Annotated in this window: 26 protein-coding genes (1 of these 26 cut by a window edge); 5 read left to right on the top strand and 21 right to left on the bottom strand. The window is 72.7% G+C overall.

Annotated elements, in window-relative coordinates:
- The 12 genes from ACQPZA_RS13280 to ACQPZA_RS13225 form a co-directional block, all read right to left on the bottom strand.
- Positions 1-882: the 5' portion of an iron-siderophore ABC transporter substrate-binding protein gene (locus tag ACQPZA_RS13280; RefSeq protein WP_433280918.1), read on the bottom strand. 132 nt of this gene lie to the left of the window's left edge; the window shows 882 of its 1,014 coding nt (coding positions 1-882); its start codon is at positions 880-882; its stop codon lies off the left edge, out of view.
- A 32-nt stretch (positions 883-914) separates the two neighbouring features.
- A complete protein-coding gene (locus ACQPZA_RS13275) occupies positions 915-1,574 on the bottom strand; it encodes a DNA-3-methyladenine glycosylase (protein WP_433280917.1) in 660 nt (219 codons plus the stop codon).
- Positions 1,575-1,581: 7 nt separating this feature from the next.
- The gene (locus ACQPZA_RS13270; RefSeq protein ID WP_433280915.1) at positions 1,582-2,841 is read right to left on the bottom strand and encodes an aminotransferase class I/II-fold pyridoxal phosphate-dependent enzyme; all 1,260 of its coding nucleotides are present in this window, start codon (positions 2,839-2,841) and stop codon (positions 1,582-1,584) included.
- Positions 2,838-4,268, bottom strand: a complete 1,431-nt coding sequence (gene argH / locus ACQPZA_RS13265; RefSeq protein WP_433280913.1) for an argininosuccinate lyase — start codon at positions 4,266-4,268, stop codon at positions 2,838-2,840. Before argH ends, ACQPZA_RS13270 begins: the two co-directional genes overlap by 4 nt.
- Entirely contained in the window at positions 4,268-5,701 is a 1,434-nt protein-coding gene (gene argG, locus ACQPZA_RS13260) for an argininosuccinate synthase (protein ID WP_169396559.1), read from the bottom strand. The genes argH and argG overlap by 1 nt, the downstream gene beginning before the upstream one ends.
- Positions 5,702-5,719: 18 nt before the next feature.
- Positions 5,720-6,241: an arginine repressor gene (locus ACQPZA_RS13255; RefSeq protein ID WP_169396560.1), complete on the bottom strand. Its 522-nt coding sequence runs from the start codon at positions 6,239-6,241 to the stop codon at positions 5,720-5,722.
- On the bottom strand, positions 6,238-7,161 hold the full coding sequence (argF, locus tag ACQPZA_RS13250) for an ornithine carbamoyltransferase (RefSeq protein ID WP_433280911.1): 924 nt from the start codon (positions 7,159-7,161) through the stop codon (positions 6,238-6,240). Before argF ends, ACQPZA_RS13255 begins: the two co-directional genes overlap by 4 nt.
- On the bottom strand, positions 7,154-8,344 hold the full coding sequence (locus ACQPZA_RS13245; RefSeq protein WP_433280909.1) for an acetylornithine transaminase: 1,191 nt from the start codon (positions 8,342-8,344) through the stop codon (positions 7,154-7,156). Before ACQPZA_RS13245 ends, argF begins: the two co-directional genes overlap by 8 nt.
- Positions 8,341-9,270, bottom strand: coding sequence for an acetylglutamate kinase (gene argB / locus ACQPZA_RS13240; RefSeq protein WP_407692209.1), 930 nt, complete (start codon positions 9,268-9,270; stop codon positions 8,341-8,343). The genes ACQPZA_RS13245 and argB overlap by 4 nt, the downstream gene beginning before the upstream one ends.
- On the bottom strand, positions 9,254-10,435 hold the full coding sequence (gene argJ, locus ACQPZA_RS13235; RefSeq protein ID WP_433280907.1) for a bifunctional glutamate N-acetyltransferase/amino-acid acetyltransferase ArgJ: 1,182 nt from the start codon (positions 10,433-10,435) through the stop codon (positions 9,254-9,256). The genes argB and argJ overlap by 17 nt, the downstream gene beginning before the upstream one ends.
- Positions 10,432-11,457 carry an N-acetyl-gamma-glutamyl-phosphate reductase gene (argC, locus tag ACQPZA_RS13230; protein ID WP_433280905.1) on the bottom strand — a complete coding sequence of 342 codons (1,026 nt, stop codon included), beginning with the start codon at positions 11,455-11,457 and terminating at the stop codon, positions 10,432-10,434. Before argC ends, argJ begins: the two co-directional genes overlap by 4 nt.
- Positions 11,458-11,529: 72 nt before the next feature.
- Positions 11,530-12,084 (bottom strand): DinB family protein, encoded by a 555-nt coding sequence (locus ACQPZA_RS13225; RefSeq protein ID WP_433280903.1) that lies wholly within the window; start codon positions 12,082-12,084, stop codon positions 11,530-11,532.
- Between the two features lie 94 nt (positions 12,085-12,178).
- Between ACQPZA_RS13225 and ACQPZA_RS13220 the strand changes: the two genes are divergently transcribed.
- Positions 12,179-13,168 carry a helix-turn-helix transcriptional regulator gene (locus tag ACQPZA_RS13220; RefSeq protein ID WP_433280901.1) on the top strand — a complete coding sequence of 330 codons (990 nt, stop codon included), beginning with the start codon at positions 12,179-12,181 and terminating at the stop codon, positions 13,166-13,168.
- A gap of 24 nt (positions 13,169-13,192) precedes the next feature.
- A complete protein-coding gene (locus tag ACQPZA_RS13215) occupies positions 13,193-14,242 on the top strand; it encodes an LLM class flavin-dependent oxidoreductase (protein ID WP_433280898.1) in 1,050 nt (349 codons plus the stop codon).
- A 15-nt stretch (positions 14,243-14,257) separates the two neighbouring features.
- Here the strand turns inward: ACQPZA_RS13215 and ACQPZA_RS13210 are convergent, their stop codons facing one another.
- Positions 14,258-15,058, bottom strand: coding sequence for an SDR family NAD(P)-dependent oxidoreductase (locus ACQPZA_RS13210; protein WP_433280896.1), 801 nt, complete (start codon positions 15,056-15,058; stop codon positions 14,258-14,260).
- A gap of 71 nt (positions 15,059-15,129) precedes the next feature.
- On the opposite strand from ACQPZA_RS13210, the gene ACQPZA_RS13205 reads away from it, so the two are divergent.
- Both ACQPZA_RS13205 and ACQPZA_RS13200 read left to right on the top strand, forming a co-directional pair.
- Positions 15,130-15,759, top strand: coding sequence for a TetR/AcrR family transcriptional regulator (locus tag ACQPZA_RS13205; protein ID WP_433280894.1), 630 nt, complete (start codon positions 15,130-15,132; stop codon positions 15,757-15,759).
- A gap of 46 nt (positions 15,760-15,805) precedes the next feature.
- Entirely contained in the window at positions 15,806-16,390 is a 585-nt protein-coding gene (locus ACQPZA_RS13200; protein ID WP_433280892.1) for a hypothetical protein, read from the top strand.
- Positions 16,391-16,400: 10 nt separating this feature from the next.
- On the opposite strand, the gene pheT is transcribed toward ACQPZA_RS13200, so the two are convergent.
- The 7 genes from pheT to ACQPZA_RS13165 all read right to left on the bottom strand — a co-directional run bounded on the left by pheT (position 16,401) and on the right by ACQPZA_RS13165 (position 22,685).
- Positions 16,401-18,893 carry a phenylalanine--tRNA ligase subunit beta gene (pheT, locus tag ACQPZA_RS13195; protein ID WP_433280890.1) on the bottom strand — a complete coding sequence of 831 codons (2,493 nt, stop codon included), beginning with the start codon at positions 18,891-18,893 and terminating at the stop codon, positions 16,401-16,403.
- 25 nt (positions 18,894-18,918) lie between these two features.
- On the bottom strand, positions 18,919-19,968 hold the full coding sequence (pheS, locus tag ACQPZA_RS13190; RefSeq protein ID WP_433280888.1) for a phenylalanine--tRNA ligase subunit alpha: 1,050 nt from the start codon (positions 19,966-19,968) through the stop codon (positions 18,919-18,921).
- Positions 19,961-20,824 (bottom strand): TrmH family RNA methyltransferase, encoded by an 864-nt coding sequence (locus ACQPZA_RS13185; RefSeq protein ID WP_433280886.1) that lies wholly within the window; start codon positions 20,822-20,824, stop codon positions 19,961-19,963. The genes pheS and ACQPZA_RS13185 overlap by 8 nt, the downstream gene beginning before the upstream one ends.
- Before the next feature lie 20 nt (positions 20,825-20,844).
- A complete protein-coding gene (gene rplT, locus ACQPZA_RS13180; RefSeq protein ID WP_169396574.1) occupies positions 20,845-21,234 on the bottom strand; it encodes a 50S ribosomal protein L20 in 390 nt (129 codons plus the stop codon).
- A gap of 57 nt (positions 21,235-21,291) precedes the next feature.
- Positions 21,292-21,486: a 50S ribosomal protein L35 gene (gene rpmI / locus ACQPZA_RS13175; RefSeq protein ID WP_169396575.1), complete on the bottom strand. Its 195-nt coding sequence runs from the start codon at positions 21,484-21,486 to the stop codon at positions 21,292-21,294.
- Positions 21,487-21,554: 68 nt separating this feature from the next.
- Positions 21,555-22,175: a translation initiation factor IF-3 gene (gene infC, locus ACQPZA_RS13170; protein WP_312859158.1), complete on the bottom strand. Its 621-nt coding sequence runs from the start codon at positions 22,173-22,175 to the stop codon at positions 21,555-21,557.
- A 306-nt stretch (positions 22,176-22,481) separates the two neighbouring features.
- Positions 22,482-22,685 carry a hypothetical protein gene (locus ACQPZA_RS13165; protein ID WP_433280883.1) on the bottom strand — a complete coding sequence of 68 codons (204 nt, stop codon included), beginning with the start codon at positions 22,683-22,685 and terminating at the stop codon, positions 22,482-22,484.
- Between the two features lie 293 nt (positions 22,686-22,978).
- Between ACQPZA_RS13165 and ACQPZA_RS13160 the strand changes: the two genes are divergently transcribed.
- Entirely contained in the window at positions 22,979-23,224 is a 246-nt protein-coding gene (locus ACQPZA_RS13160) for a DUF397 domain-containing protein (protein WP_169396578.1), read from the top strand.
- An 18-nt stretch (positions 23,225-23,242) separates the two neighbouring features.
- Here ACQPZA_RS13160 and ACQPZA_RS13155 read toward each other — a convergent pair whose 3' ends face one another.
- Positions 23,243-24,136 (bottom strand): helix-turn-helix domain-containing protein, encoded by an 894-nt coding sequence (locus tag ACQPZA_RS13155; RefSeq protein WP_433280881.1) that lies wholly within the window; start codon positions 24,134-24,136, stop codon positions 23,243-23,245.
- Positions 24,137-24,379 lie beyond the last annotated feature (243 nt).

Here is a 24,379-nt window from a genome sequence, read left to right as displayed (position 1 = left end):
CCGCAGGGCCGGGTAGCCGGGCTGCTGCTCGAAACCGGAGGTGGAGGTGCCGGGGATGGTGATCCAACCCACGAGGTCGTTCTCGTCGAGCAGCCCGAGTTGCTCGGTGCTGATCTCCGCGTAGAAGTTCTGCCCGGCCAGCTCGTCGAAGCGGGCGGGCACGGTGAACCCCAGCGAGCCCAGGAAGCGCCCCCGGTTGTCCTTCGAGTTCCAGACGAAGTAGCTGCCCGTACCGGTGGAGCTCACCGCGGCCAGTGCGGCCCGCTTGCCGGCGAACTGCGGGTACTGCGCACGCACGGCCGCGAACCGCGCGTCCAGGTCGGTGACCATCTGCTCGGCCTGCGCGGTGCGCCCGACCGCCGTGCCGATCAACCGCGTCGCGTCCTGCCACGGCGCCTGGTAGGCGGGGAAACCGACGGGCTGGGTGATCGTCGGTGCGATCCGGGAGAACGTGGCGTACTGCTCCGCGTCGAGCCCGGCCGACACGGCCACGATCAGGTCCGGCCGCAGGGCGGCGATCGTCTCGGGGTCGATCTCGGCGCCGAGCACCTGGGGCTGCCCGCCCTGCAGGCGGTCGGCCGCCCACGGCCAGGTCGCGAAGGGCCTGTTGCCGGTGAACTCCCGGATCGCGACCGGGACCACCCCGAGCGCGAGGAGGGCGTCCTGGTCTGTGTAGCCCAGCGAGACGACGCGGCGTGGCTCGGCGGGCACCATCGTGGAGCCGAGGGTGTGCTCGACGGTCACCGGGAACGCCGCGTTCCCGGGTGCCGGTTCCGCCGCCCCGCCTGCCGGGGAACCACCGCCGGCGCAGGCGGCGAGCAGGACGGCAGCGGAGAGGAGGGGCGCGAGCACGCGCCATGGCCGGAGATGCGTGACGATCACGAGCGCAGGTTAGGCTAACCTACCGAAGTCGGTCAAAGGCGCCCCACCGGCGCGTTCCGGCCCGGCCGGTACTGGCTCACCGCGGCCGAACCGGCCACCCAGAACCGCCACGGCAGGTCGTGCGCCGCCGCCACCCCGACCCGAGGTCCGGAGCGCACCAGTGCCGGGTCGATCGGCGGCGCGGCCAGCAGCCGCACCGGCGACCCGGGATCGGTGACGTCCACGCCGTTGTGCTCCCGGCCGAGCCCGAGCAGCGACGCGAGCCGGGCCGGGCCCCGCGCGAGATCGGCCGAGCGCCGCGCGGTCGGCCGTCGGGCGTGGGCGACCGCGAGGTCCGACTCGACCTCGCCCGCCCGCAGCAGCACCGCACCCGCCTCCCCGTCCCCGAGACAGCTGATGTTCGCGCAGAAGTGCATCCCGTAGACGAAGTAGACGTACAGGTGCCCGGCCGGCCCGAACATCACGCCGTTGCGCGCCGTACGACCGCGGAAGCTGTGCGACGCGGGGTCGTCGGCGCCGCGGTAGGCCTCCACCTCGACGAGCCGCACGGCCACCGTGCCCTCCGGGGTGTCGGCCTCGACCGTGCACCCGAGCAGCCGGACGGCCGCGACGAGGACGTCGCCGGCCAGCTCGTCGCGGTCCAGCAGCGGCACCGGACCGTCCTCGCCCGCTGGTCGTGGTTCCGTGCTCACGCTCGGCTCAGCGGGCGGCCAGCGCGAGGCGGACGCAGTCGGTGACGCCGTACATGGCGCGCTCCACCTCGGCCAGCTCCGGGAACGTCGGTGCGAGCCGGATCGTGCGGTCCTCCGGGTCGGTGCCGTAGGGATGGGTCGCGCCCGCCGGGGTCAGCGCGATCCCGGCCTCCCCCGCCAGCCGGACGATCTCCGTGGCCGTGCCGTCCGGCACGATCAGCGTGACGAAGTACCCGCCGGCCGGCTGCGACCAGTGCACGCCGGACACCGATCCCAGGCGCTCGGTCAGGATCCGGTCGACGGCGGCGAACTTCGGGGCGATCAGCTCCCGGTGGCGCCGCATGTGCTCGCGCAGGCCGTCGGCGTCACGCAGGAACATCACGTGCCGCAGGTGGTTGGTCTTGTCCGGCCCGATCGTGCGCTTCGCGGTGAGCGCGAGCCACCACTGCACGTTGGCCGGGGACGCGCCGAGGAACGCCACGCCCGCACCGGCGAGCGTGATCTTCGAGGTGGAACCGAAGACGAACGGGCGCTCGGGGTGCCCCGCGTCCGCGGCCAGCGCCAGGACGTCGGCGATCTCCACCTCGTGTTCGGTGAGGTGGTGCACCGCGTACGCGTTGTCCCAGAAGATCCGGAAGTCCGGCGCCGCTGCCGGCATCGAGGCGAGCCGCCGCGTCGTGTCGTCGGAGTAGACGGCGCCGTCGGGGTTGGAGTACTTGGGCACGCACCAGATGCCCTTGACCGACGGGTCGACGGCCACGATCTCCTCGACCACGTCCATGTCCGGGCCGTCGGCGGTCATCGGCACCTGCACCAGCTCGATGCCGAGTCGCTCGCAGAGCGCGAAGTGCCGGTCGTAGCCGGGGGTCGGGGCGAGGAACCGCACCCGCTCCTCGTCCACCCAGCGGCGGTCGGCGCCCGGGAGCGGGCTGAGCAGCGCGTGCACGAGCGTGTCGTGCATGAGCTCCAGGCTCGAGTTGCCGAACGCGATCAGCTGCTCGACCGGCACCCGGAGAAACGGTGAGAACAGCGCACGCAGCTCCGGGAGTCCCTGCAGGCCCTGGTAGTTGCGGGTGTCGGTGCCGTCGGCCGCCCGGTAGTGCTCGCCGGGCAGGCTCAGCATGGGGGTGGCCAGGTCGAGCTGGGCGCTGGACGGCTTGCCGCGGGTGAGGTCGAGCGAGAGGCCGTGGGCGCGCAGCTCGTCGTAGGCGGCACGGGCCGCGTCGAGATCGAGCTGCGCTCCCACGTCGGCGGTGGACGAGGTCATGCGGGTTCTCTTCCGGTGGAGGCTGGCGTGAGTGCGGCCCGGGCAGCGGCTGCGGTGGCGCGCAGCGCGTCGAGCTGTTCGGCGACGCGCTGCGCCGCCGTCCCACCGCGGGCGTTCCGCGAGGCTATCGAGCCCTCGACGGTGAGCACCTCCCGGACCGCGGGGGTGAGCGCCGGGTGCACGGCGGCCAGCTCCGCGTCGGTCAGGTCGGCGAGCCCGACACCGCGCGCCTCCGCGGCCCGGACGCAGCCACCGGCCGCCTCGTGCGCCGTGCGGAACGGGACACCGGTTCGCACCAGCCACTCGGCGACGTCGGTGGCGAGGGTGAACCCGGCCGGGGCGAGCTCGGCGAGCCGGTCGGTGTGGAAGGTCAGGGTGGCGACCATCCCGGCGACCGCGGGAAGCAACAGCTCGAGCTGCTCGACCGAGTCGAACAGCGGCTCCTTGTCCTCCTGCAGATCGCGGTTGTAGGCCAGCGGCATCGCCTTGAGGGTGGCCAAGAGCCCGGCCAGGTTGCCGATCAGCCGCCCGGCCTTGCCCCGGGCCAGCTCCGCGACGTCCGGGTTCTTCTTCTGCGGCATGATCGAGCTGCCGGTGGAGAAGGCGTCGTCGAGGGTGACGTAGGAGAACTCCGCGGTGGCCCAGATGACCACCTCCTCGGCGATCCGGGAGAGGTCCACCGCGATCATCGCCAGCACGAACGCGGCCTCGGCCGCGAAGTCGCGCGACGCCGTGCCGTCGATGGAGTTGGCGCTGGAGGAGTCGAACCCCAGCTCCGCGGCCACCGCCTCGGGGTCGAGCCCGAGCGACGACCCGGCCAGCGCCCCCGAGCCGTACGGCGACACCGCAGCGCGCCGGTCCCAGTCGTGCAGGCGGTCGACGTCGCGCAGCAGGGCGTGGGCGTGGGCGGCGAGATGGTGGGCGAGCAGGACGGGCTGCGCGTGCTGCAGGTGCGTGCGCCCGGGCATCGGGGCGTCCGGGTGCGCAGCGGCCTGGGCGACCAGCGCGTCGACGACGTCCAGCACACCCGCGCCGACCCGGCGGGCTCCGTCGCGCAGCCACATCCGGAACAGCGTGGCGACCTGGTCGTTGCGCGATCGCCCGGCGCGCAGCTTGCCCCCCAGCTCGGGGCCGGCCCGTTCGATCAGGCCCCGCTCCAGCGCCGAGTGCACGTCCTCGTCGTCGGGCGCGGGTCCGAACGCGCCCGACTCCACGTCGGCTTCGAGCTTGGCCAGCGCGTCGAGCATGCCCGCGAGCTCGCCGTCGGTGAGCAGGCCAGCGCGGGCGAGCACACGGGCGTGCGCCATCGAGCCGCGCAGGTCGTACGGAGCCAGCCGCCAGTCGAAGTGCGTGGACTTGGATAGTGCAGCCAGGGCGTCCGCGGGGCCGGACGCGAACCGGCCACCCCACAGCTGGGACCCCGCCATCAGTCGGTACCCGCTTCCAGAGCGGCGGCGTCGAGGGACGTTCCGGGGTCGCGCTCACCGGTCTCCTCGGCCGTCGCGATCCGGTCGAAGCCGCCCGCGGGCAGCTCGCCGAAGAGGGTGCCGTGCTCGACGAGCACCGTCCCCTGCTCCTGCGGCTGCGCGGCGTAGGCCTCCAGCTTGGCGCGGGAGTCGGCGATGTCGAGGTTGCGCATGGTGAGCTGGCCGATCCGGTCCGTGGGCCCGAAGGCGGCGTTCTCGACCCGCTCCATGGAGAGCCGGTCGGGGTGGTAGGAGAAGCCCGGCCCCTGGGTGTCCAGGATCGTGTAGTCGTCGCCGCGGCGCAGGCGCAGCGTGACGGTGCCGGTCACGAGCGAGGCGACCCAGCGCTGGACCGACTCGCGCACCATCAGCGCCTGCGGGTCCAGCCAGCGCCCCTCGTAGAGCAGCCGGCCCAGCTTGCGGCCCTCGTTGTGGTAGTTGGCGACCGTGTCCTCGTTGTGGATCGCGTTGAGCAACCGCTCGTAGGCGGCGAAGAGCAGCGCCATCCCGGGCGCCTCGTAGATGCCGCGCGACTTCGCCTCGATGATCCGGTTCTCGATCTGGTCGGACATGCCCAGGCCGTGGCGTCCGCCGATCGCGTTGGCCTCGCACACGAGGGCGACCTGGTCGGCGAACCGCTTACCGTTGATCGCCACCGGATACCCGGCCTCGAAGGTGATCGCGACGTCCTCGGTCTCGATCGAGACCGACGGGTCCCAGAACTTGACCCCCATGATCGGCTCGATGGTCTCCAGGGACACGTCGAGGTTCTCGAGGGTCTTGGCCTCGTGGGTCGCCCCCCAGATGTTGGCGTCGGTGGAGTACGCCTTCTCGGCCGCGTCCCGGTAGGGCAGCCCGTGGGCGGTGAGCCACCTGCTCATCTCGTGGCGGCCGCCCAGCTCCTGGACGAAGTCGGCGTCGAGCCACGGCTTGTAGATGCGCAGCTCGGGATTGGCCAGCAGGCCGTAGCGGTAGAACCGCTCGATGTCGTTGCCCTTGAAGGTCGAGCCGTCGCCCCAGATGTTGACGTCGTCGGCCTGCATCGCCCGTACCAGCAACGTCCCGGTGACGGCGCGGCCCAGCGGGGTGGTGTTGAAGTACGTCCGGCCCCCGGACCGGATGTGGAAGGCGCCGCACGCCAGCGCGGCCAGCCCCTCCCCGACCAGCTGCGGCCTGATGTCGAGCACGCGGGCGATCTCGGCGCCGTACTGCTTGGCTCGCGCGGGCACGCCGGACATGTCCAGCTCGTCGTACTGACCGAGGTCAGCGGTGTAGGTGCACGGGATCCCGCCCTTGTCGCGCATCCAGGCGACCGCCACGGAGGTGTCGAGGCCTCCGGAGAAGGCGATGCCGATCCGCTCGCCCTTGGGGAGGGAGGTCAGGACCTTGCTCACGAGATGGTTGCTCCTTGGTCAGAGTTCGCGCAGGCGCGCGACGAGTTGGGCGCCGGTGAGGGGTTCGCGGGCCACCACCAGGAGAGTGTCGTCGCCTGCGATGGTGCCGACGACGTCGTGCAGCGCGGCCCGGTCCAGCGCGCTGGCCAGGTAGTGCGCTCCCCCCGGCGGGGTACGCAGGACGGCCAGGTTCCCACTCGCGTCCGCGGACACCAGCAGGTCCCCCAGCAGCCGGGCCAGCCGTGCGGTGCCGCCCTCGATGCCGCGCACCGGACTGCCGTCGTCCGGGATCACGTATACCGGAGTGCCCCCGTCGGCGCCGCGCAGCTTGACCGCGCCCAGCTCGTCGAGGTCCCGCGAGAGCGTGGCCTGCGTGGTGCCGATGCCGTCGGCCTCCAGCAGCGCGAGCAGCTCGGACTGGCTGTGCACCGACCGGTGCGCGATGAGCTCGACGATGCGGGCCTGCCGCGCGGCCCGGGAGCGCCCGGGTGCCGACGGACCGGCCAGCGCCGTGTCGCGGTCGTCGCCCACGGCTGTCATGACTGCTGCACCAGCCAGGTCAGCAGCGCCTTCTGGGCGTGCAGGCGGTTCTCCGCCTCGTCCCACACCGCGCTCGCGGGACCGTCGATGACCTCGTCGGTGATCTCGTCGCCACGGTGGGCCGGCAGGCAGTGCAGCACGATCGCCTCCGGCGCGGCCCGCTCCAGCAGCGCGGCGTTGATCTGCAACGGGCGGAACGGAGCGGTGCGATCCATGCCGTCGCCCTCCTGGCCCATGGAGACCCAGGTGTCGGTGACCACGACGTCGGCCCCGTCGACGGCGGCGTGCGGGTCGGCCACCAGTTCGACACCGCCACCGGTCTCGGACCCGCGGTTCTTCGCGTCCCGCAGCACGCCGGCGTCGGGCTGGAAGCCCTCGGGCGCACACACCCGGACGTGCAGCCCGGCGGTGGTCCCGCCGAGCAGCAACGAGTGGGCCATGTTGTTGGCGCCGTCGCCCAGGTAGGTGAGGGTGAGCCCGGCGAGCCGGCCGAAGCGCTCCCGGATCGTCTGCAGGTCGGCGAGCACCTGGCAGGGGTGGAACTGGTCGGTGAGCGCGTTGACCACCGGCACGGTCGCGACGGCCGCCATCTCCTCGATCCGCGACTGGTCGCCCGTGCGCCAGACGATCGCGTCGACGAAGCGGGAGAGCATCCGCGTGGTGTCGGCGATCGTCTCGCCGCGTCCCATCTGGCTGGACCGGGCGTCGACGATCAACGGATGCCCGCCCAGCTGCGCGATCCCGGCCTCGAACGACAGCCGCGTGCGGGTCGACGGCTTGTCGAACAGCACGGCGACCGGGCGCGGACCGGCGAGCGACCGGTGCGCGTACCGGTCTGCCTTCATCACGTCGGCGAGGTCCAGCACCGCCCGCTGCTCGTCGGGGGTGAGGTCGTCGTCGCGGAGCAGGTGCCTAGTCATCGGCAGCGTCCAGGAACGACGGCAGCGCGGAGAGGAACTCCCGCGCCTGCTCCTCGGTGAGGACGAGCGGCGGCACCAGCCGGACCCGGTCCGGCACCGCGTTGTTGACGAGGAACCCGCCGTCGCGGGCCGCGGCGGCCACCGCGGCCGAGACGGGCTTCGTGAGGCCGATGCCGATCAGCAGCCCGGCGCCGCTGACGTCGCGGACCAGCGGGTGGCCCAGCGACTCGACGGTCGCGGCGATCTCCTTGCCGACCAGGTTCACGTGTTCGAGCAGGCCCTCGTCGGCGATCGTGCGCAGCACGGCGAGCGCCGCCGCGGCGCAGACCGGGTTGCCGCCGAAGGTGGTGCCGTGCTGCCCGGGCTCGAGCAGCGCACCGGCCGCGCCGATGCCGATGCACGCGCCGATCGGGAGACCGCCGCCAAGGCCCTTCGCCAGCGTCACGACGTCGGGGACGACGCCGTCGCGCTGGTGGGCGAACCACGCGCCGGTGCGGCCGATGCCGGTCTGCACCTCGTCCAGTACGAGGAGCGCCCCGCGGGCGGCGGTGATCTCCCGGGCCGCCCGGAGGTAGCCGGCAGGCGGGTTCACCGCGCCGGCCTCTCCGAGAATGGGTTCCAGGAACACCGCGGCGGTGTCGGGGCCGACCGCCGCGTCGAGCGCGGCGACGTCGCCGTAGGGCACGTGCGAGACGCCCGGGGTCATCGGCTCGAACGGGGTGCGCTTGGGCTCCTGGCCGGTGAGCGCGAGCGCGCCCATCGTGCGGCCGTGGAAGGCGTTCTCGGCCGCGATGATGTGCGGCCGGCCCGTGCGGCGCGCCATCTTGAACGCCACCTCGTTGGCCTCGGCGCCGGAGTTGCAGAACAGCACCCGGGCCTGCGGCTGGTCGAGCAGCTCCAGGAGCTTCTCGGCCAGGTCGAGCGGCGGCTGCGTGATGTAGAGGTTGCTCGTGTGCCCGAGGGTGGAGATCTGCCGGGTCACGGCCTCGACGACGGCCGGGTGCGCGTGCCCCAGCGCGTTGACGGCGATGCCGCCGACCAGGTCGAGGTAGCGGCGCCCGTCGGCGTCCCAGACCTCGGCGCCGCTCCCGCGCACGAGCGCCAGCGGCGGCGTGCCGTAGTTGTCCATCATCGCGCTCTGCCACCGGGTGGTCAGATCGCGCGGCTCACCCGGTGCGCTCATGACGGCACCACCATCGTTCCGACTCCCTCACTGGTGAACACCTCGAGCAGCACCGAGTGCGGCACCCGCCCGTCGATCACGTGGGCCTGCGGCACCCCACCACGCACCGCGCGCAGGCAGGCCTCCATCTTCGGCGCCATCCCGCTCTCCAGCGCCGGCAGCATCGGCTCCAGCTCGTCGGCCGTGAGCGAGCTGATCACCGAATCCGGATCCGGGTAGTTCGCGTACAGCCCCTCGACGTCGGTGAGCACCACGAGCTTCGCGGCACCCAGCGCCGCAGCGAGCGCGGCGGCTGCGCTGTCGGCGTTGATGTTGTACACGGTGCCGTTCTCATCCGGTGCGACCCCCGCCACCACCGGGATCCGACCCGCGCGGACGATGTCGAGCACCGCGTCCGGGTTGACCGCCACGACGTCGCCGACCAGGCCGATGTCGACCGGCTCACCCCCGACCAGCGCGGTGCGCTTCTCGGCGGTGAAGAGCCCCGCGTCCTCCCCTGACAGGCCGACGGCGTACGGGCCGTGCTGGTTGACCAGCCCGACGAGCTCGCGCCCGACCTGTCCGACCAGCACCATCCGGACGATGTCGATCGTCTCCGGGGTGGTGACGCGCAGCCCGCCACGGAACTCCCCCGGCAGACCGAGTCGCGTGAGCATCGCGGTGATCTGCGGGCCGCCGCCGTGCACGACGACCGGCCGGATCCCGGCGAGCCGCAGGAACACCATGTCCTGGGCGAACGCCTGCTTGAGCTCCTCGTCGACCATCGCGTTGCCGCCGTACTTCACCACCACGACCTGGCCGTGGAAGCGCTGCAGCCACGGCAGCGCCTCGGCCAGCACCCCGGCCTTCTCCCCCGCGCGCTTGAGCCGCACGGCGGTGGACCCGGTGTCGCCTGCGGCCGTGGCCGTCTCAGGAGGGGTAGGCACTGTTCTCCTCCACGTAGGCGTGCGAGAGGTCGGTGGTGCGGATCTCCGCGGTGCCCGCGCCGAGGCCGAGCTCGATCGCGACGAGGATGTCCGGTCCCGTCAGGTCGGCGTCGGTGCGCCCGCCCGCCGCCACCCCGCCGCGGCACAGCAGCGAGCCGTTGATCGTGATGTCGAGCCGGTCGGGGTCGACATCGGCGTCCGAGTAGCCGACGGCGGCGGCGACCCGGCCCCAGTTGGCGTCCGAGCCGAACAGCGCGGTCTTGACCAGGCTGTCGCGGGCCACCGTCCGGGCGACCGTCACGGCGTCGTCCTCGTCGGCCGCTCCCGTGACCCGCACCATGATCCGCTTGGTGACGCCCTCGGCGTCGGCCTGCATCTGCCCCGCCAGGTCGAGGCACACCTGCGTGAGCGCCTCGGTGAACAGCTCGGGTTCCGGGGTGACCCCTGATGCGCCCGAGGCGAGCAGCAGCACGGTGTCGTTGGTGGACATCACCCCGTCGATGTCCAGGCGGTCGAAGCTGACGCGCACGGCGGCGCGCAGTGCCGGTTCGAGCGCGGCCTGGTCGAGCACAGCGTCCGTGGTCAGCACGGTCAGCATCGTGGCCATCGACGGGGCGATCATCCCCGCGCCCTTCGTGGTGCCGCCGATGCTCCAGCCGGCCCCGTCGACGTGGGCGCACTGCTTGGCGACGGTGTCGGTCGTCATGATCGCGGTGGCGGCGGCGAGCCCGGCCTCCGCGGTGGCGCCCAGCTCGGCCACGGCCTTCTCGACCCCGGCGAGCACCAGGTCGCGGGGCAGCTGCCGCCCGATCAGCCCCGTGGAGCCCACGGCGACCTCGATCGCCCCGCAACCCAGCAGCTCAGCGGCCTTCTCGGCCGTCGCGTGCGCGGTCTGGAAGCCCTCCGGACCGGTGCAGGCGTTGGCGCCACCGGAGTTGAGCACCACGGCGCGCAGCCGTCCGCCGGTCAGCACCTGCTGGGACCACAGCACCGGCGCGGCCTTCACCTTGTTGCGCGTGAACAGGCCGGCGGCCCCGAACTCCGGCCCGTCGTTCACCACGAGGGCGAGGTCGGACGCCCCGCTGGACTTGAGACCCGCCACCACTCCTGCCGCCCGGAACCCCTGGGGGGTGACGACACCCTTGCCGGGTTCGTTCGCACTCACGGAGCCACCCCCGTGAGCGGCAGGCCCGTGGTCTCCGGCAGCCCGAGCGCCAGGTTCATGCACTGCACAGCGGCTCCTGCGGTGCCCTTGGTGAGGTTGTCGATCGCGGCGACGACCACCAGCCGCTGCGCGTCGGCGTCGACGGTGACCTGCAGCTGCGCCGTGTTGGCGCCGAGCGTGGCTGCCGTGGTGGGCCAGGTGCCCTCGGGGAGCAGGAACACGAACCGCTCGTCGGCGTAGGCCTTCTCGTAGGTCTCCCGCGCCCCCGCGCCGTCACCGGCCAGAGGGGCGGAGCAGGTGGCCAGGATGCCGCGCGGCAGCGGAGCGAGCACCGGCGTGAAGCTCACGGTGACCGGCCGGCCGGCCGCGGCGGAGAGGTTCTGCACCATCTCGGGCGTGTGCCGGTGCACGCCGCCCACCCCGTACGCCGAGAGCGACCCCATCACCTCGGCACCCAGCAGGTGCGGCTTCAGGGACTTCCCGGCACCGGACGTCCCGCTCACCGCGGTGACGACCACGTCGGGCGTGACGAGCCCGGCGGCGAGCGCCGGGAAGAGCGCGAGGCTGGCCGCCGTCGGGTAGCAGCCGGGGACGGCGACCCTGCGGGTGCCGCGCAGCGCGTCGCGCGCGCCGGGCAGCTCGGGCAGCCCGTAGGGCCAGCTCCCGGCGTGCTCGCCGCCGTACCAGCGGTCCCACGCCGCCGCGTCGGTGAGCCGGTGGTCGGCACCGCAGTCGATCACGACGGTGTCGTCACCGAGCTGCGCGGCCAGCTCCGCCGATCGCCCGTGCGGCAGCGCGAGGAAGACGACGTCGTGCCCGGCGAGGGTCTCCGGCGTGGTGTCCTCCAGGACTCGCTCGGCCAGCGGCAGCAGGTGCGGCTGGTGCACGCCCAACGGCGTGCCCGCGCTCCCTCCCGCCGTGAGGGCACCGATCTCCACCTCGGGGTGCGCGAGGAGCAGCCGCAGCAGCTCTCCTCCGGCGTACCCGCTCGCACCCGCAACCGCTATCCGCATCACCTGCATGACTATGCACGAGAGCGTAAGTCGATGCAATCAGATAGCCGGGCGCGAGACGGACGCCGCAGTTCGGAGCCCTCACCCCATCGTCTTCTGGCCGTCCAGGGACTCTCGGATGATGTCGGCGTGCCCGGAGTGCTGGGCGGTCTCGGCGACGATGTGCTGGAGCACGCGCCGGAACGACCAGCGCTTGCCCTTCTCGAACCATGGCGCCTCGGGCAGCGGGTGGGAGGCGTCCAGGTCGGGGAGGGTGGCCACCAGCTCGTCGGTGCGCCGCGCCACCTGCTCGTACTCGGCGAGCACACCGGCAAGGGTCTCGTCGGGGAGCAGCTGGAACGTGGCCGCGTGCGCGTCGATCACCTCCTGCGGCGGCTCGCCGCCCTCCCAGCCACCGCCCGTGGCGGACGGCCCGTCGAGGATGAAGTCGGCCCACCCGCGCTCGACCCCGGTGACGTGCTTCACCAGGCCACCCAGGCAGAGCTCGCTGGCCGTGGTGCGCAGCCGGGCCTGCTCATCGGTGAGGCCCGCCACGGTGTGGCGCAGGAACCGGCGCTGGGTCGCCAACGCCTCCAGCAGGTCCGCGCGCTCCCCCGTCACGGTCGCCCCCGCGGTGCTCGTCGTGCTTGTCGTCATCGTCTCTCCGCCTTCCGGTCGGTCGGTCTGTCGTGAAGTACGGTACGAACCATTGGCGCCACTTTCTGGCCTGAATCGGCGGGAGACTGGGGACATGGCGAACACGAGCTCCCGGACGCTTCGGCTGCTCTCGCTCCTGCAGACCCACCGGTACTGGCCGGGCGCGGAGCTGGCGGACCGGCTCGAGGTGTCCGTCCGCACCCTGCGCCGTGACATCGACCGGCTGCGCGAGCTCGGCTACCCGGTGGAGGCCAACCGCGGCGTCGACGGCGGTTACCAGCTCGCCCCGGGAGCAGCGCTCCCACCGCTGGTCCTCGACGACGAGGAGGCCGTGGCCCTCGCCGTCGGACTGCAGACCGCCGTGCAGAGCGGGGTCTCGGGAGTCGCGGAGTCGTCGGTCCGCGCTCTCGCGAAGGTGGTGCAGGTGATGCCACCGCGGCTGCGACGTCGGGTGGAGGCCCTGCGTGCGATGACGGTTCCCGCCACGTGGGGCGGTGCGACCGGCTCGACCGTCGACCCCGGGGACCTCACCGTCCTCGCCCAGGCCTGCCGCGACACCGAACGGCTCGAGTTCGGCTACACCGCGTCGAGCGGCGAGCGCACCGAACGCCACGTGGAGCCGTTGCGTCTCGTCCCGCTGGGGCGCCGCTGGTACCTCGTCGCCTACGACCTCGTCCGGCACGACTGGCGCAGCTTCCGCCTCGACCGGCTCGACCGGCCCCGCAGCACGGGTACCCGGTTCCGCGCCCGCGAGCTTCCCGCCGAGGACGCTGCGACGTTCGTCCAGCAGAGGATGGGGCAGCTTCCGGCCTCGTACGCCGTCGAGGTGCTGGTCGACGCCCCGGCGGGGACCGTCCGGCGACACATCGGCCGATGGGCCACGGTCGAGGAGGCCGACGAGCACCGGTGCGTGGTGCGGATGCGCACCGACTCGCTGGACTGGCCGGCGATGGCGCTCGGATCGCTCGGCGCGGAGTTCACCGTGCAGTCACCGCCCGAGCTGCTCGACCATCTCCGCCGCTGGGCAGGGACGTTCGACCGGGCCGCAGGCCGCGGCGCGGCCGATCATGTCGGGAATGCGTGATCCGTCGATCAGGTTGGGCCGGGCGTGGAACTCGGAGTGCACACCTTCGCCGACGTCAGCCTCGACCCGAACGGCGTGGGGCCTGCGCAACGGGTGCGTGAGGTGGTCGAGGAGATCACGCTCGCGGACGAGGTGGGCCTCGACGTCTTCGGGATCGGCGAGCACCACCGCCGTGACTACGCCGCGTCGGCACCGGCGATGATCCTGGCGGCCGGGGCCGAGCACAGCTCCCGGATCCGGCTCACCAGCGCCGTCACCGTGCTGAGCTCCGACGACCCGGTGCGGGTGTTCCAGCAGTACTCCACGCTCGACCTGCTCTCCGGCGGCCGGGCCGAGATCATGGCCGGGCGCGGGTCGTTCACCGAGTCGTTCCCGCTGTTCGGCTACGACCTCGCCGACTACGACGAGCTGTTCGCGGAGAAGCTCGACCTGCTGCTGGCGCTGCGCGACGCCGAGCGCGTCACCTGGTCCGGGCGCCTTCGGCCCCCGCTGCACGACCAGCCGGTGTACCCGCGTCCGGTGCAGAACCCGTTGCCCGTGTGGGTGGCCGTCGGGGGCAACCCGCAGTCGGTCGTCCGCGCCGGAGCGCTCGGACTGCCGCTGGCGCTGGCGATCATCGGCGGCGAGCCGGAGCGGTTCGTCCCATTGGCCGACCTGTACCGCGAGGCGCTGCGGCGCACCGACCACACCGCCCTGCCGTTCAGCCTCAACCTCCATGGCTTCGTCGCCGACACCTCGCAGGCGGCCGGTGACATCTACTACCCGGGCCACTCCGAGGTGATGAACCGGATCGGGCGCGAGCGCGGCTGGGGCCCGACGAACCGCGCCGCGTTCGACGCGCAGGTCGCCCTGCGCGGCGCGTACGTGGTGGGCTCGCCCGAGCAGGTGGCCGAGAAGATCCTCTTCCAGCACGAGCTGTTCGGGCACCACCGCACGCTCATCCAGTTCGCCATCGGCAGCGTCCCGCATCGGGACGTGCTGCGGGCCATCGAGCTGTTCGGCACCGAGGTCGCACCGCTGGTGCGGGCCGAGGTGGCGCGCCGCGAGGGCGCGACGGCGGCCGTCACCTCCTGACAGCCTCCGCGCCGGCTAGTGCACCGAGCGGATCGTTCCGCCGTCGACCCGAAGCGTCGCGCCGCTCACGTAGGCGGCGAACGGGGAGGCCAGGTACACCACGGCGGCGGCGATCTCCTCCGGGCGACCGAACCGGCCCACGTCGTTGGGCACCCACTCGGTCGCCGCGTGCCGCTCGATCTCCTCGAACGACTCCCCCCATTCGTGCGCAGGGGCGATGTCGACCAGGAGGTCGCGGACCGCGTCGGTCAGGATCGCTCCCGGCGCCACGACGTTGGACGTCACGCCCGAGCCCGCGAGCTCCCGCGCGAGGGAGACCGCAAGGTTGTGCCGGGCGGCCAGCGTCGCGTTGTAGTGCGGCTGGACGGACATCGGCTGGATCGCCAGCCCGCCGCCGATCTGGATCACCCGACCCCAGCCGCGTTCGCGCATGAGTGGCACCAACCGCTGGATCAGCCGGACCCCGGAGATCACGTTCACCTCGTAGGTCGTCGCCCACACCGCAGGCGTCGCCTCCGCCCATGACAGGTGGTCGTAGGACCCCGCGTTGTTGACGAGGATGTCGACCGGACCGCCGGCCAGCGCCTGGGCGACGACCGCATCGGCCCCGTCGTCGGTGACGAGATCGCCGATGGCGACATCGGCGCGACCACCACTCGTCCGGATCGCGTCAACCACCGCCGTCACCCGGGCCTCGTCGCGGCCGTGCACCACGACATCGGCGCCCTCGGCGGCCAGCATCCTGGCGGTCGCCTCCCCCAGTCCCGCGCTCGACCCGGTGACCAGCGCCCGTCGGCCCGTCAGCTGCACATCCATCAGTCACTCCGTCCCGACTCCTTGTCTACGACCGTAGACCTGTGGGAGCAGTGAAGTCTACACTCGTAGACGTGACTCTCGACCCTCCTGCCGAGCGCCCCCGCAACGCCGCGGCCACGAGAGCGGCGATCCTGGAGTCGGCCGTCGTCGCGTTCACGCGATCCGGCTACGACGGCGCAGGCGTGCGGGAGATCGCACAGGCGGCCGGTGTGACCGCGATGCTGGTCAACCGCTACTTCGGCTCGAAGGAACAGCTGTTCCGCGAGGTGGTGGACGTCGTACTCGCACCGCCGACGATCGTCCCGGAGGACTCCGCCACGCTCGCCCACCGCGTCGCCGAGACGCTCACCGCCCGGACGACGCCCGAGGCGGAGCACCTCGACCCCTTCCTGCTGATGCTGCGGTCGGCCTCCAACCCGCGCGCCAACGAGATCGTCCGTACCGGTATCGAGAGGTATGCCGGGCGTCGCCTTGCCGCGTTGCTCCCCGGGCCGAGGCCGGACGAGCGCTCCGAGCTGCTGCTCTCGCTCATCGCCGGCGTCTGGCTGTTGCGCAAGGTGGTCGGGACGACGGCGCTGGCCGCCATGGAGCCTGCGGACCTGACCCGGCGGCTGGAGGAGGTGTTCGGGGCGGCCATCGCCCCGGATCCGGACGAGCCGGCCGATCGCGGCAGGGCGGAGAGCGGCGGGGCGGTCGAGTAGTTCCGAACCGCCCCGCGGTGGTGGGCCCTCCGGTTACCGTCGCCCGGTGCGGCGCGCGTGGCTCGGAGCGGTGGCGGTCGTCCTTGCGGTCACGGCAGCGGGCTGCACCACGGTGGTGCCGGGCAACGGTGTGGCCGCACCGCCCGCCGGCGAGGCCGCCCCGCCGCCGGGAGCCGCCCCGCCGCCACAGCCGGTGCCGACCACGCCCACCGGTCCGCGCAGTGGGCTCGACGTCGACGTGCTCGACGACGAGTGCCTGCTCAACGCCGCGGAGTTCGGCGACCTGGCCGGAACGGCGGTGCGGCCGCCCGCGCAGGGCTCGGTCGAGCGGGGCGACGGGTCGCGCAGCTCCAGCTGCGTGGCCACCACCGGCACGGAGCCGGTCGCGATGATCAACGTCTACGCGGTGCGGTCGGGCACGCCTGCCGACTACGTCCGCGCCGGGCCGGCGGGTCGCCGCGACCTGCCCGGCGTCGGCGAGGCGGCGGCCGTGATCGACACCGCCACCGGGCCGACGCTGCAGCTCGCGAGCCCGCGCTACCTCGTGACCATCCTCGTCGACGGCCGCGTGCCCTCCGACGACGCCTGGCGCGCGGCGGCGTCCGCCGCGCTCTCCCGGCTCCCCTCGTGAGACCGGGAAGTCAGCGCTGGCTGGCTGCGTACCGCTCGGCGGCCACGGCCACGGCGGAGTCGCGTGCGGCGTTGGCCTCCTCGCTGGTCAACGTCCGGTCGGGAGCACGGAACCGAAGGGTGAACGCCAGCGACCGACGCCCCACCCCGACCTGCTCACCGGTGTAGACGTCGAAGAGCCGGACCTCCTCCAGCAGCTCGCCACCGCCGTCGCTCAGCGCCTCGGCCAGCTCGGCGGCGGGCACGGAGGCGTCGGCCACGAGTGCGACGTCCACCGCGATCGGCGGGTACGGCGACACCCGAGGCGCAGGGCGCCGGTCGTCCAGCGGGATGAGGTCGAGGTCGAGCTCCATCGCGCAGGTGCGCTCGGGCAGCCCGAGCGCCTCGACGACCTTCGGGTGCAGCTCGCCGGCGTGCCCGACGATCCAGTCGCCCACGCGCAGGGCGGCGCACCGGCCCGGGTGGAACGGCGGGTGCGTCGCCGCGGTGACGCGCAGCTCCACCCCGGCAGCCAGGCCGACCAGCAGCCCGGCCTGCACGGCGTCCGCCCAGCTCGCCGACCGGCCCGGCCCCCACCAGCCGCGCGCCTCCCGGTCGCCGGCGAGCACCGCCGAGACGTGGACGGGCTGAGCCGGCAGGGCGGCCTCGATCTGCGCGAGCTCGGCGTCGGACGGGCGGCCGTCGACGGCGGGATCGGGCATCGGCAGCGGCTTCGCGTGCGGCAGGACGACCTGGCCGATGTGGTAGAGCGCGAGATCGGTGGCGCCGCGGGAGCGGTTGCGCACCAGGGTGTCGAGCAGGCCGGGCAGCAGCGTGCCGGCGAGCTCGGCGCGCTCGGCGTCGAGGGGGTTGAGCACGTGCACCGTCCGGCGGCGCGGGTCGTCGGCGGCCAGGCCGAAGGCGTCCCAGACCGTCGGATCGACGAACGGGAACGGCAGCACCTCGACGTATCCGGCCTCGGCCAGCGCACGTGACACCGCGCGCCTGCGCTGCTGGGCAGGGGTCAGCCCGCGCCCCCCGGGTGCGGACGGCAGCACCGAGGGAATCACGTCGAGCCCCTCCAGCCGCAGCACCTCCTCCACGAGGTCGGCGGGCTGCCCGAGGTCGGGCCGCCACGACGGCGGCGTGGCCACGACGTGGCCGCGCCCGTCGTCACCGGTGACGAGCTCCACCGCACAGCCGACCTGGGCGAGCCTGCGCACGGTGGCCCCGGGCGGGTAGGCGACACCCGCGACCCGGTCGGGCAGCTCCAGCGGCATCTCGACGGGGGCGGGATGCGGCGCCGCGCCCACGTCGGTGCGACCACGGGCGACCGTGGCCCGGCCGTGCTCGACGAGCAGTTGCGCCGCGCGCTCGGCCGCCACCGGCGGCAGCTGCGGGTCGACCGTGCGCTCGAAGCGCCTCGACGCCTCGCTGGGCAGCTTGTGCCGCCGCGCGACCCGCGCGATCACCGCGGGGTCGAAGTGCGCGGCCTCGATGAGGACGTCGATCCGGCCGTGCTCGTTGGCTCCGGAGATCTCCGTGGACGCCCCACCCATCACCCCGGCCAGGCCGATCGGGCCGGAGTCGTCGGTGATCAGCAGGTCGTCGCGGTCCAGGGTGCGCTCGACGTCGTCGAGCGTGCGCAGCTTCTCCCCCGCCTCCGCCCGGCGCACCACGATCGGGCCCGACAGGCGCGAGGCGTCGTAGGCGTGCAGCGGCTGGCCGAGCTCGATCATCACGTAGTTCGTGACGTCGACGATCAACGAGATCGGGCGCATGCCGGCGGCGAGCAGGCGCCGCTGCATCCACCAGGGCGACGGCGCGGTGGGGTCGACCCCGTCCACCCGGCGCGCGACGAACCGGGGGCACCCGGAGTCGGCCAGCTCGACCGGCCAGGCGTCGCCGATCGCCGGCGGCACCGTGACCCGCATGGCCGGGTCGGTGTAGTCGGCGTCCAGGGAGCAGGCGAGCTCGCGGGCCAGCCCACGCACCGAGAAGCAGTAGCCGCGATCCGGCGTGACGTTCAGCTCGATGACCGCGTCAGGGGCGTCGGGCGAGAGGCCGAGCAACGGCCGGGCGTCCTCGCCGGGTTCGGCGGTGCCCGGCGGCAGCACCAGGATGCCGGCGTGGTCGGCGCCGATGCCGAGCTCCCGCGCCGAGGCGATCATGCCGTCGGAGACGTGCCCGTAGGTCTTGCGGGCCGAGATCGCGAACCCGCCGGGCAGCACGGCGCCCGGCAGCGCGACCACGACGAGGTCGCCGGCGGCGAAGTTGCTCGCGCCGCAGATGATGCCGCGCGGCTGCGCCTCGCCCACCTCGACCTGGCACCAGCGGATCGGCTTCTTCAGCCCGGTCAGCACCTCGAACTCGAGCACCCTGCCGACGACCAGCGGGCCGGTCAGCTCCGGCGCCCGGTGGACGTCCTCGATCTCGAGACCGACCCGGACGAACGCCTCGGCCGTCTCGTCGGCGGGTGGGACGTCACCGAGCAGCTCGGCGAGCCAGGACTGGGAAACGCGCACGGGATTGCTCCTGGGGGATCAGATGCTAGATGCCGAACGCGCGGCTGAACCGGACGTCACCCTCGACCATGTCGCGCATGTCGGGGATGCCGTTGCGGAACATCAGCGTGCGCTCCAGGCCCATGCCGAACGCGAAGCCCGAGTAGACGTCCGGGTCGACCCCGCAGGCACGCAGGACGTTGGGGTTGACCATGCCGCAGCCGCCCCACTCGACCCAGCCGGCGCCGCCCTTCTTCTCCGGGAACCACACGTCCACCTCGGCGGACGGCTCGGTGAAGGGGAAGAACGACGTGCGCAGCCGCGTGCGGGACGCGGCACCGAACATCGCACGCGCGAACGCGTCGAGGGTGCCCTTGAGGTGCGCCATCGTGATGCCCTTGTCGACGGCGAGGCCCTCGACCTGGTGGAACACCGGCGTGTGGGTGGTGTCGAGCGCGTCGGTGCGGAACGTCCGCCCCGGGCACACCACGTAGACGGGCAGGTCGCGCTCCAGCAGGGCCCTGGCCTGCACCGGCGACGTGTGGGTGCGCAGCACGGTGCCCGAGGTCTCGGAGTCACCCAGGTAGAACGTGTCCTGCATGGTGCGGGCCGGGTGGTCCTTGCCGAAGTTCAGCGCGTCGAAGTTCAGCCACGACGACTCGACCTCGGGACCCTCCGCCACCTCCCAGCCCATGCCGACGAACACGTCGGCGATGCGCTCGGAGATCTGCGTGACCGGGTGGCGCGCGCCGCGCGGCGTGCGGTCCCACGGCAGCGTGACGTCGATCGTCTCCTCGAGGAGCACACGCTCGTCACGCTCGGCGACCAGCACCTCCCGGCGGGCGTCGAACGCCTCCTGCGCCCGCTGGCGGGCGGCGTTGACCCGCTTGCCGGCCTCGGCCCGCTCGGGCCCGGGCAGCGAGCCGAGCTCGCGGCGCGCCAGCAGCAGCGGAGCGCGGTCGCCCAGGTGGGCGGGCTTGACGGCGGCGAGCGCGGCCAGGTCGGATGCCCCCGCGAAAGCCTGGACCGCCGCGGCGACCGCAGCGTCCAGCGACTCCGGGTGCAGCTGGCTCATCACGTCCGTGCTCTCAGTCATGGTGACTCGATCCTAGTGTCGCCCCGCCGTGGCCCTGTCGCCGCTGTGCCGCCACGCTCGCGTACAGGCACACCGCCGCGGCCGTGGCCAGGTTGAGGCTCTCCGCCCGCCCGTGGATGGGGACCCGGACGCGGTGGTCGGCCCGCTCCGCCACGGTGGCCGGAACGCCGTGTGCCTCGCCACCGAATATCCACGCGACGGGGCCGGCGAGCACCGCGTCGGCGGCGGGGTCGTGCAGGTCCAGCTCGCCGTGGGCGTCGGCGGCGAGCAGCGTGAGGCCGGCCGCGCGGCAGGCGTCCAGCACGGTGCCGGTGTCACGCTCGCGGGCCAGCGGGAGGTGGAAGACGCTGCCCGTGGACGCCCGTACCGCCTTGCCGTTGTGCGGGTCGACGGTCTCGCCCGCGAGCAGGACCGCACCGGCACCGGCGGCGTCGGCCACCCGGATGACGGTGCCGGCGTTGCCCGGGTCGGCGATACCGGCACACACCGCCACCAGTGCGGGCCGGCCCGCCAGCGCGTCGGGGACCGGGATGTCGAGCAGATCGCACACGGCCACCAGCCCCTGCGGGGTGACGGTGTCGGACAGCGACTCGGCGGCGCGCTCGGTGACCGGACTGATCCGGGCGCCGACGTCCGCCGCCGCCGTGACCAGCTCGGGATGCCGGGCGGCCGCCGCGTCGGTGACGAACAGCTCGTGCATCCGGCCGGACCGCGGGCCGGCCCACTGCACGGCCTCGCGGACGGCCTGCGCTCCCTCCACGAGAAACCGCCCGGCCCGATCGCGGCCGGCGCGGCGAAGCAGCTTGCGGGCTGCGACGACGCGCGGCGTGCGTTCGGTTCCGGGCGGTACGGGCACGATCGCGCCGGACGGACGGCTCAGGCCGCGGTCCCGTCCTGCGCGCCGGCCTGGGCCGGCACGTTGGCCTTGGCCACCTCGACGAGCGCGGTGAACGCAGCCGGGTCGCTGATGGCGAGCTCCGACAGGATCTTGCGGTCGACCTCGACACCCGAGGCCTTGAGGCCCTGGATGAAGCGGTTGTAGGTCATGCCGTTGGCGCGGGCCGCGGCGTTGATGCGGGTGATCCACAGCTGCCGGAAGTCGCCCTTCTTGGCACGACGGTCGCGGTAGGCGTAGTTCAGCGAGTGGAGCATCTGCTCCTTCGCCTTGCGGTACAGCCGCGAGCGCTGGCCGCGGTAGCCGCTCGCCAGCTCAAGGGTGGTGCGACGCTTCTTCTGAGCGTTGACCGCGCGCTTCACGCGTGCCATGGGGGTGTCCTTACGTCTCTCGGTCAGGCGGGAGGGGTCAGCAGTGGAGCTGCGCTGTCAGCGGCCGAGCATCTTCTTGACGCGCTTGACGTCGGCCTTGTTCACGGGCACGACGCCGGAGAGGTCGCGGGTCTCCTTGCTCGACTTGACCTCGAGGCGGTGCCGCAGGCCGGCCTGCTGACGCATGAGCTTGCCGCCGCCGGTCACCTTGACCCGCTTGGACATCCCACTGTGCGTCTTGTTCTTGGGCATGACAGTTCCGTTCACCGGTGACGCCCCGGTGCGGGGGCGTCAGATTTGTCCTGCTGGCGTTGCGGCCGTCAGGCCTGCTGCGCATCCGCCGGGGTGGCGGGGCGCGGGCGGGCTGCCGGCTTCTTGTTCGGAGCGATCACCATCGTCATGTTGCGGCCGTCCTGCTTGGGCGCAGCCTCGACCGTGCCCAGCTCCGCCACGTCCTCGGCGAGTCGCTGCAGCAGCCGGAACCCCAGCTCGGGGCGGGACTGCTCGCGGCCGCGGAACATGATGGTGACCTTCACCTTGTTGCCACCCTCGAGGAAGCGCACAACGTTGCGCTTCTTGGTCTCGTAGTCATGGGTGTCGATCTTGGGCCGGAGCTTCTGCTCCTTGATCGTGGTGAGCTGCTGGTTACGGCGGGACTCCCTGGCCTTCTGCGCGCTCTCGTACTTGAACTTGCCGTAGTCCATGAGCTTGCAGACCGGCGGGCGGGCCTGAGCCGCGACCTCGACGAGGTCGAGCTCCGCCTCCTGCGCGAGCCGCAGGGCGTCCTCGATACGCACGATGCCGACCTGTTCCCCGTTCGGTCCGACCAGCCGGACCTCGGGAACGCGGATGCGGTCGTTGATGCGCGTCTCTGTGCTGATGGGGTCTCCTCGTATCGACGTCGTGTGGCGCGACGGAGCGGAGACCCTGAACCCGACGATCACAGCCGACGAGCCTGCGGCTCATCGACGGACCGGACCCGGACACCGTGAGGTGTGACGGGTGGGAGCGGGGCTCCACTTGATCGCCCTGACGCCATGTCCCAACGCGCGACAGGGTGGTCGCATTCCGCAGGATAGCAGCCCCCGGACCGGCTTCGGCCGGGCGGCCCACCCGTTCATCCGGTGGTGCACCGACCAGCCCACGAACGGCTCCGCGAGCAGGGGCGCCGAGTTCTGCGCGACCGTAGCCCTGGCCGGACGGCGCGGCTCAGGGGCGGGGCGCCAACCGCGAGGTGCTGCCCGGAATCAGGCGTGCCGGGCCATGCACCACTGGCGCCGCGGGTCGTCGCCCAGCCGGTGATGGCCGCGCCGGAAGAACGCGCGTACCCCATTGACGACGCCGGCCGTGTATCCGAATTCGCCCGGTCCGCGCCCGCCTGACCCGGCGTTGCTCGGGGTGCGGGTTGCGTTCGACGTGTTGTCCTGCGCGTCTGCCGAGTTGCCCTGCACGTGATCAGCCTGCCCAACGCCCGGTGCAGATGCAAGGGGCACCTGCACGTGCAGATGCCCGCGCACGGACGTGTGCTACGTCTCTTTTCCTCACCCGAACTCCCATTCGGCTACCCCCACGCTTCTGACCAGCGACAACGCCGGAAGGAGCGAGTCGTGAAAAGTCGGACAGCTGTCAAGAAAACCGCCCGGTCCAGGTCAGGACGCCTTACCCGTGCAAATGCACGTGCATCTGCACGCTGCTATGGTTCGTGCAACGACGCCACTGACTCAGCAAGAGCGAGGATGATGACGTGCCCCACACGGATCGCGACAGCGGTTCAGCAGTACTTCTTCACGGGCTTCTCGAGAGCGCCGTCTGGCGCAAGAGCAGCAAGAGTGGCGCATCGGGCAACTGCGTCGAGGTGGCCGTACTCGACTCCGGCGATTTCGCGGTACGCAATTCGCGACATCCCGCCGGTCCGGCGCTCGTCTTCACCCGGGCAGAATGGTCGGCATTCCTCGGCGGCGTGGAGAACGGCGAGTTCCGTCCCGCCTGAGCGGAGTCGACCGGCCGCTCAGATCTCCGCAAGCACCTTTGCGATGACCTGCCGCGACTGCTCCGGCGCCAAGGCATCCGCGGTCAGGCGGTCGATCGCCCTGCCGTACAGCTCGATCTCGTCCTGCCGGTCGAGGTAGAGCGCACCGCTGAGATGTTCGACGTAGACCACGTCCGGCAGCTCCGGCTCGGCGAACCGCAGGAGGGTGAACGAGCCTTCGGCGGCGTATCCGCTCAGGTGGTACGGCATGACCTGGATGGCGATGTTGGGTAGCTCCGAGAGCTCGAGCAACCGCTCCAGCTGCTCCCGGAGCACCGCGCTGCCACCGATCGGCCGGTGCAGCACGGACTCGTCCAGCATCACCCACAGCGTCGTCGGACGATCGCCCGTGAGGATCTTCTGTCGCTGCATGCGCAGCGCGATCCGCCGCTCCGCTTCCTCGGACGCGTACCCGGGGCGGCCCCGCGTGGCGATCGACCGCGCGTACGCCTCGGTCTGCAACAACCCCGGCACGAACTGCAGCTCGTAGGCCTGGATCCGCGCCGCCGACTCCTCCAGACCCACGAGGTCCTGGAACCAGCCGGGCATGACGTCGCTGTACCTGCGCCACCAGCCCGGCTCGTTCGCCTGCTTGACCATGTCGAGGTAGCTCTCGCGCTCCCCCGGGTCCGTGATCCCGTACAGGGTCAGCAGGTCGGCGACGTCCCGCTCCTTGAAGGCGACCCGGCCGAGCTCGAGGCGCGACACCTTCGAGTCCGAGCCGCGGATCGCATACCCGGCGTCCGCCCGCGAGATGCCGGCCGCCTCCCGCAGCCGACGCAGCTGGGCGCCGAGCACGATGCGCCGGGCCGTGGCCCCCCTGACATGCTCCTCGGCCGCAGAGGGTGCCCCGACGGAGCCACCTGCGGACATTCACGCCTCCTCGTGGACCGGTCGACCCCCGGACCGGCCGTCGCCCGCCCCGTCGCGCCGGCGCGAGGGAACGGGGCGCACCGGCCGTCCCCGGCGCTCCTGACGGGGCAAGCTACGGGAAAACGACGCAACCGAACAGCACCTCAGCACGGTCATGCGGTGCCTTCGATGGGCTCGTCGCCGGCGGCGGTGGCGCGCAACCAGGCAGGTCCGGGCTCGACCAGCGGACGACCGTCCAGGATG

The organism is Pseudonocardia xinjiangensis, from assembly GCF_050948425.1.
In the GTDB taxonomy this organism is placed as follows: Bacteria; Actinomycetota; Actinomycetes; order Mycobacteriales; family Pseudonocardiaceae; genus Pseudonocardia; species Pseudonocardia xinjiangensis.
This window is presented reverse-complemented; position numbering and strand designations above follow the sequence as displayed.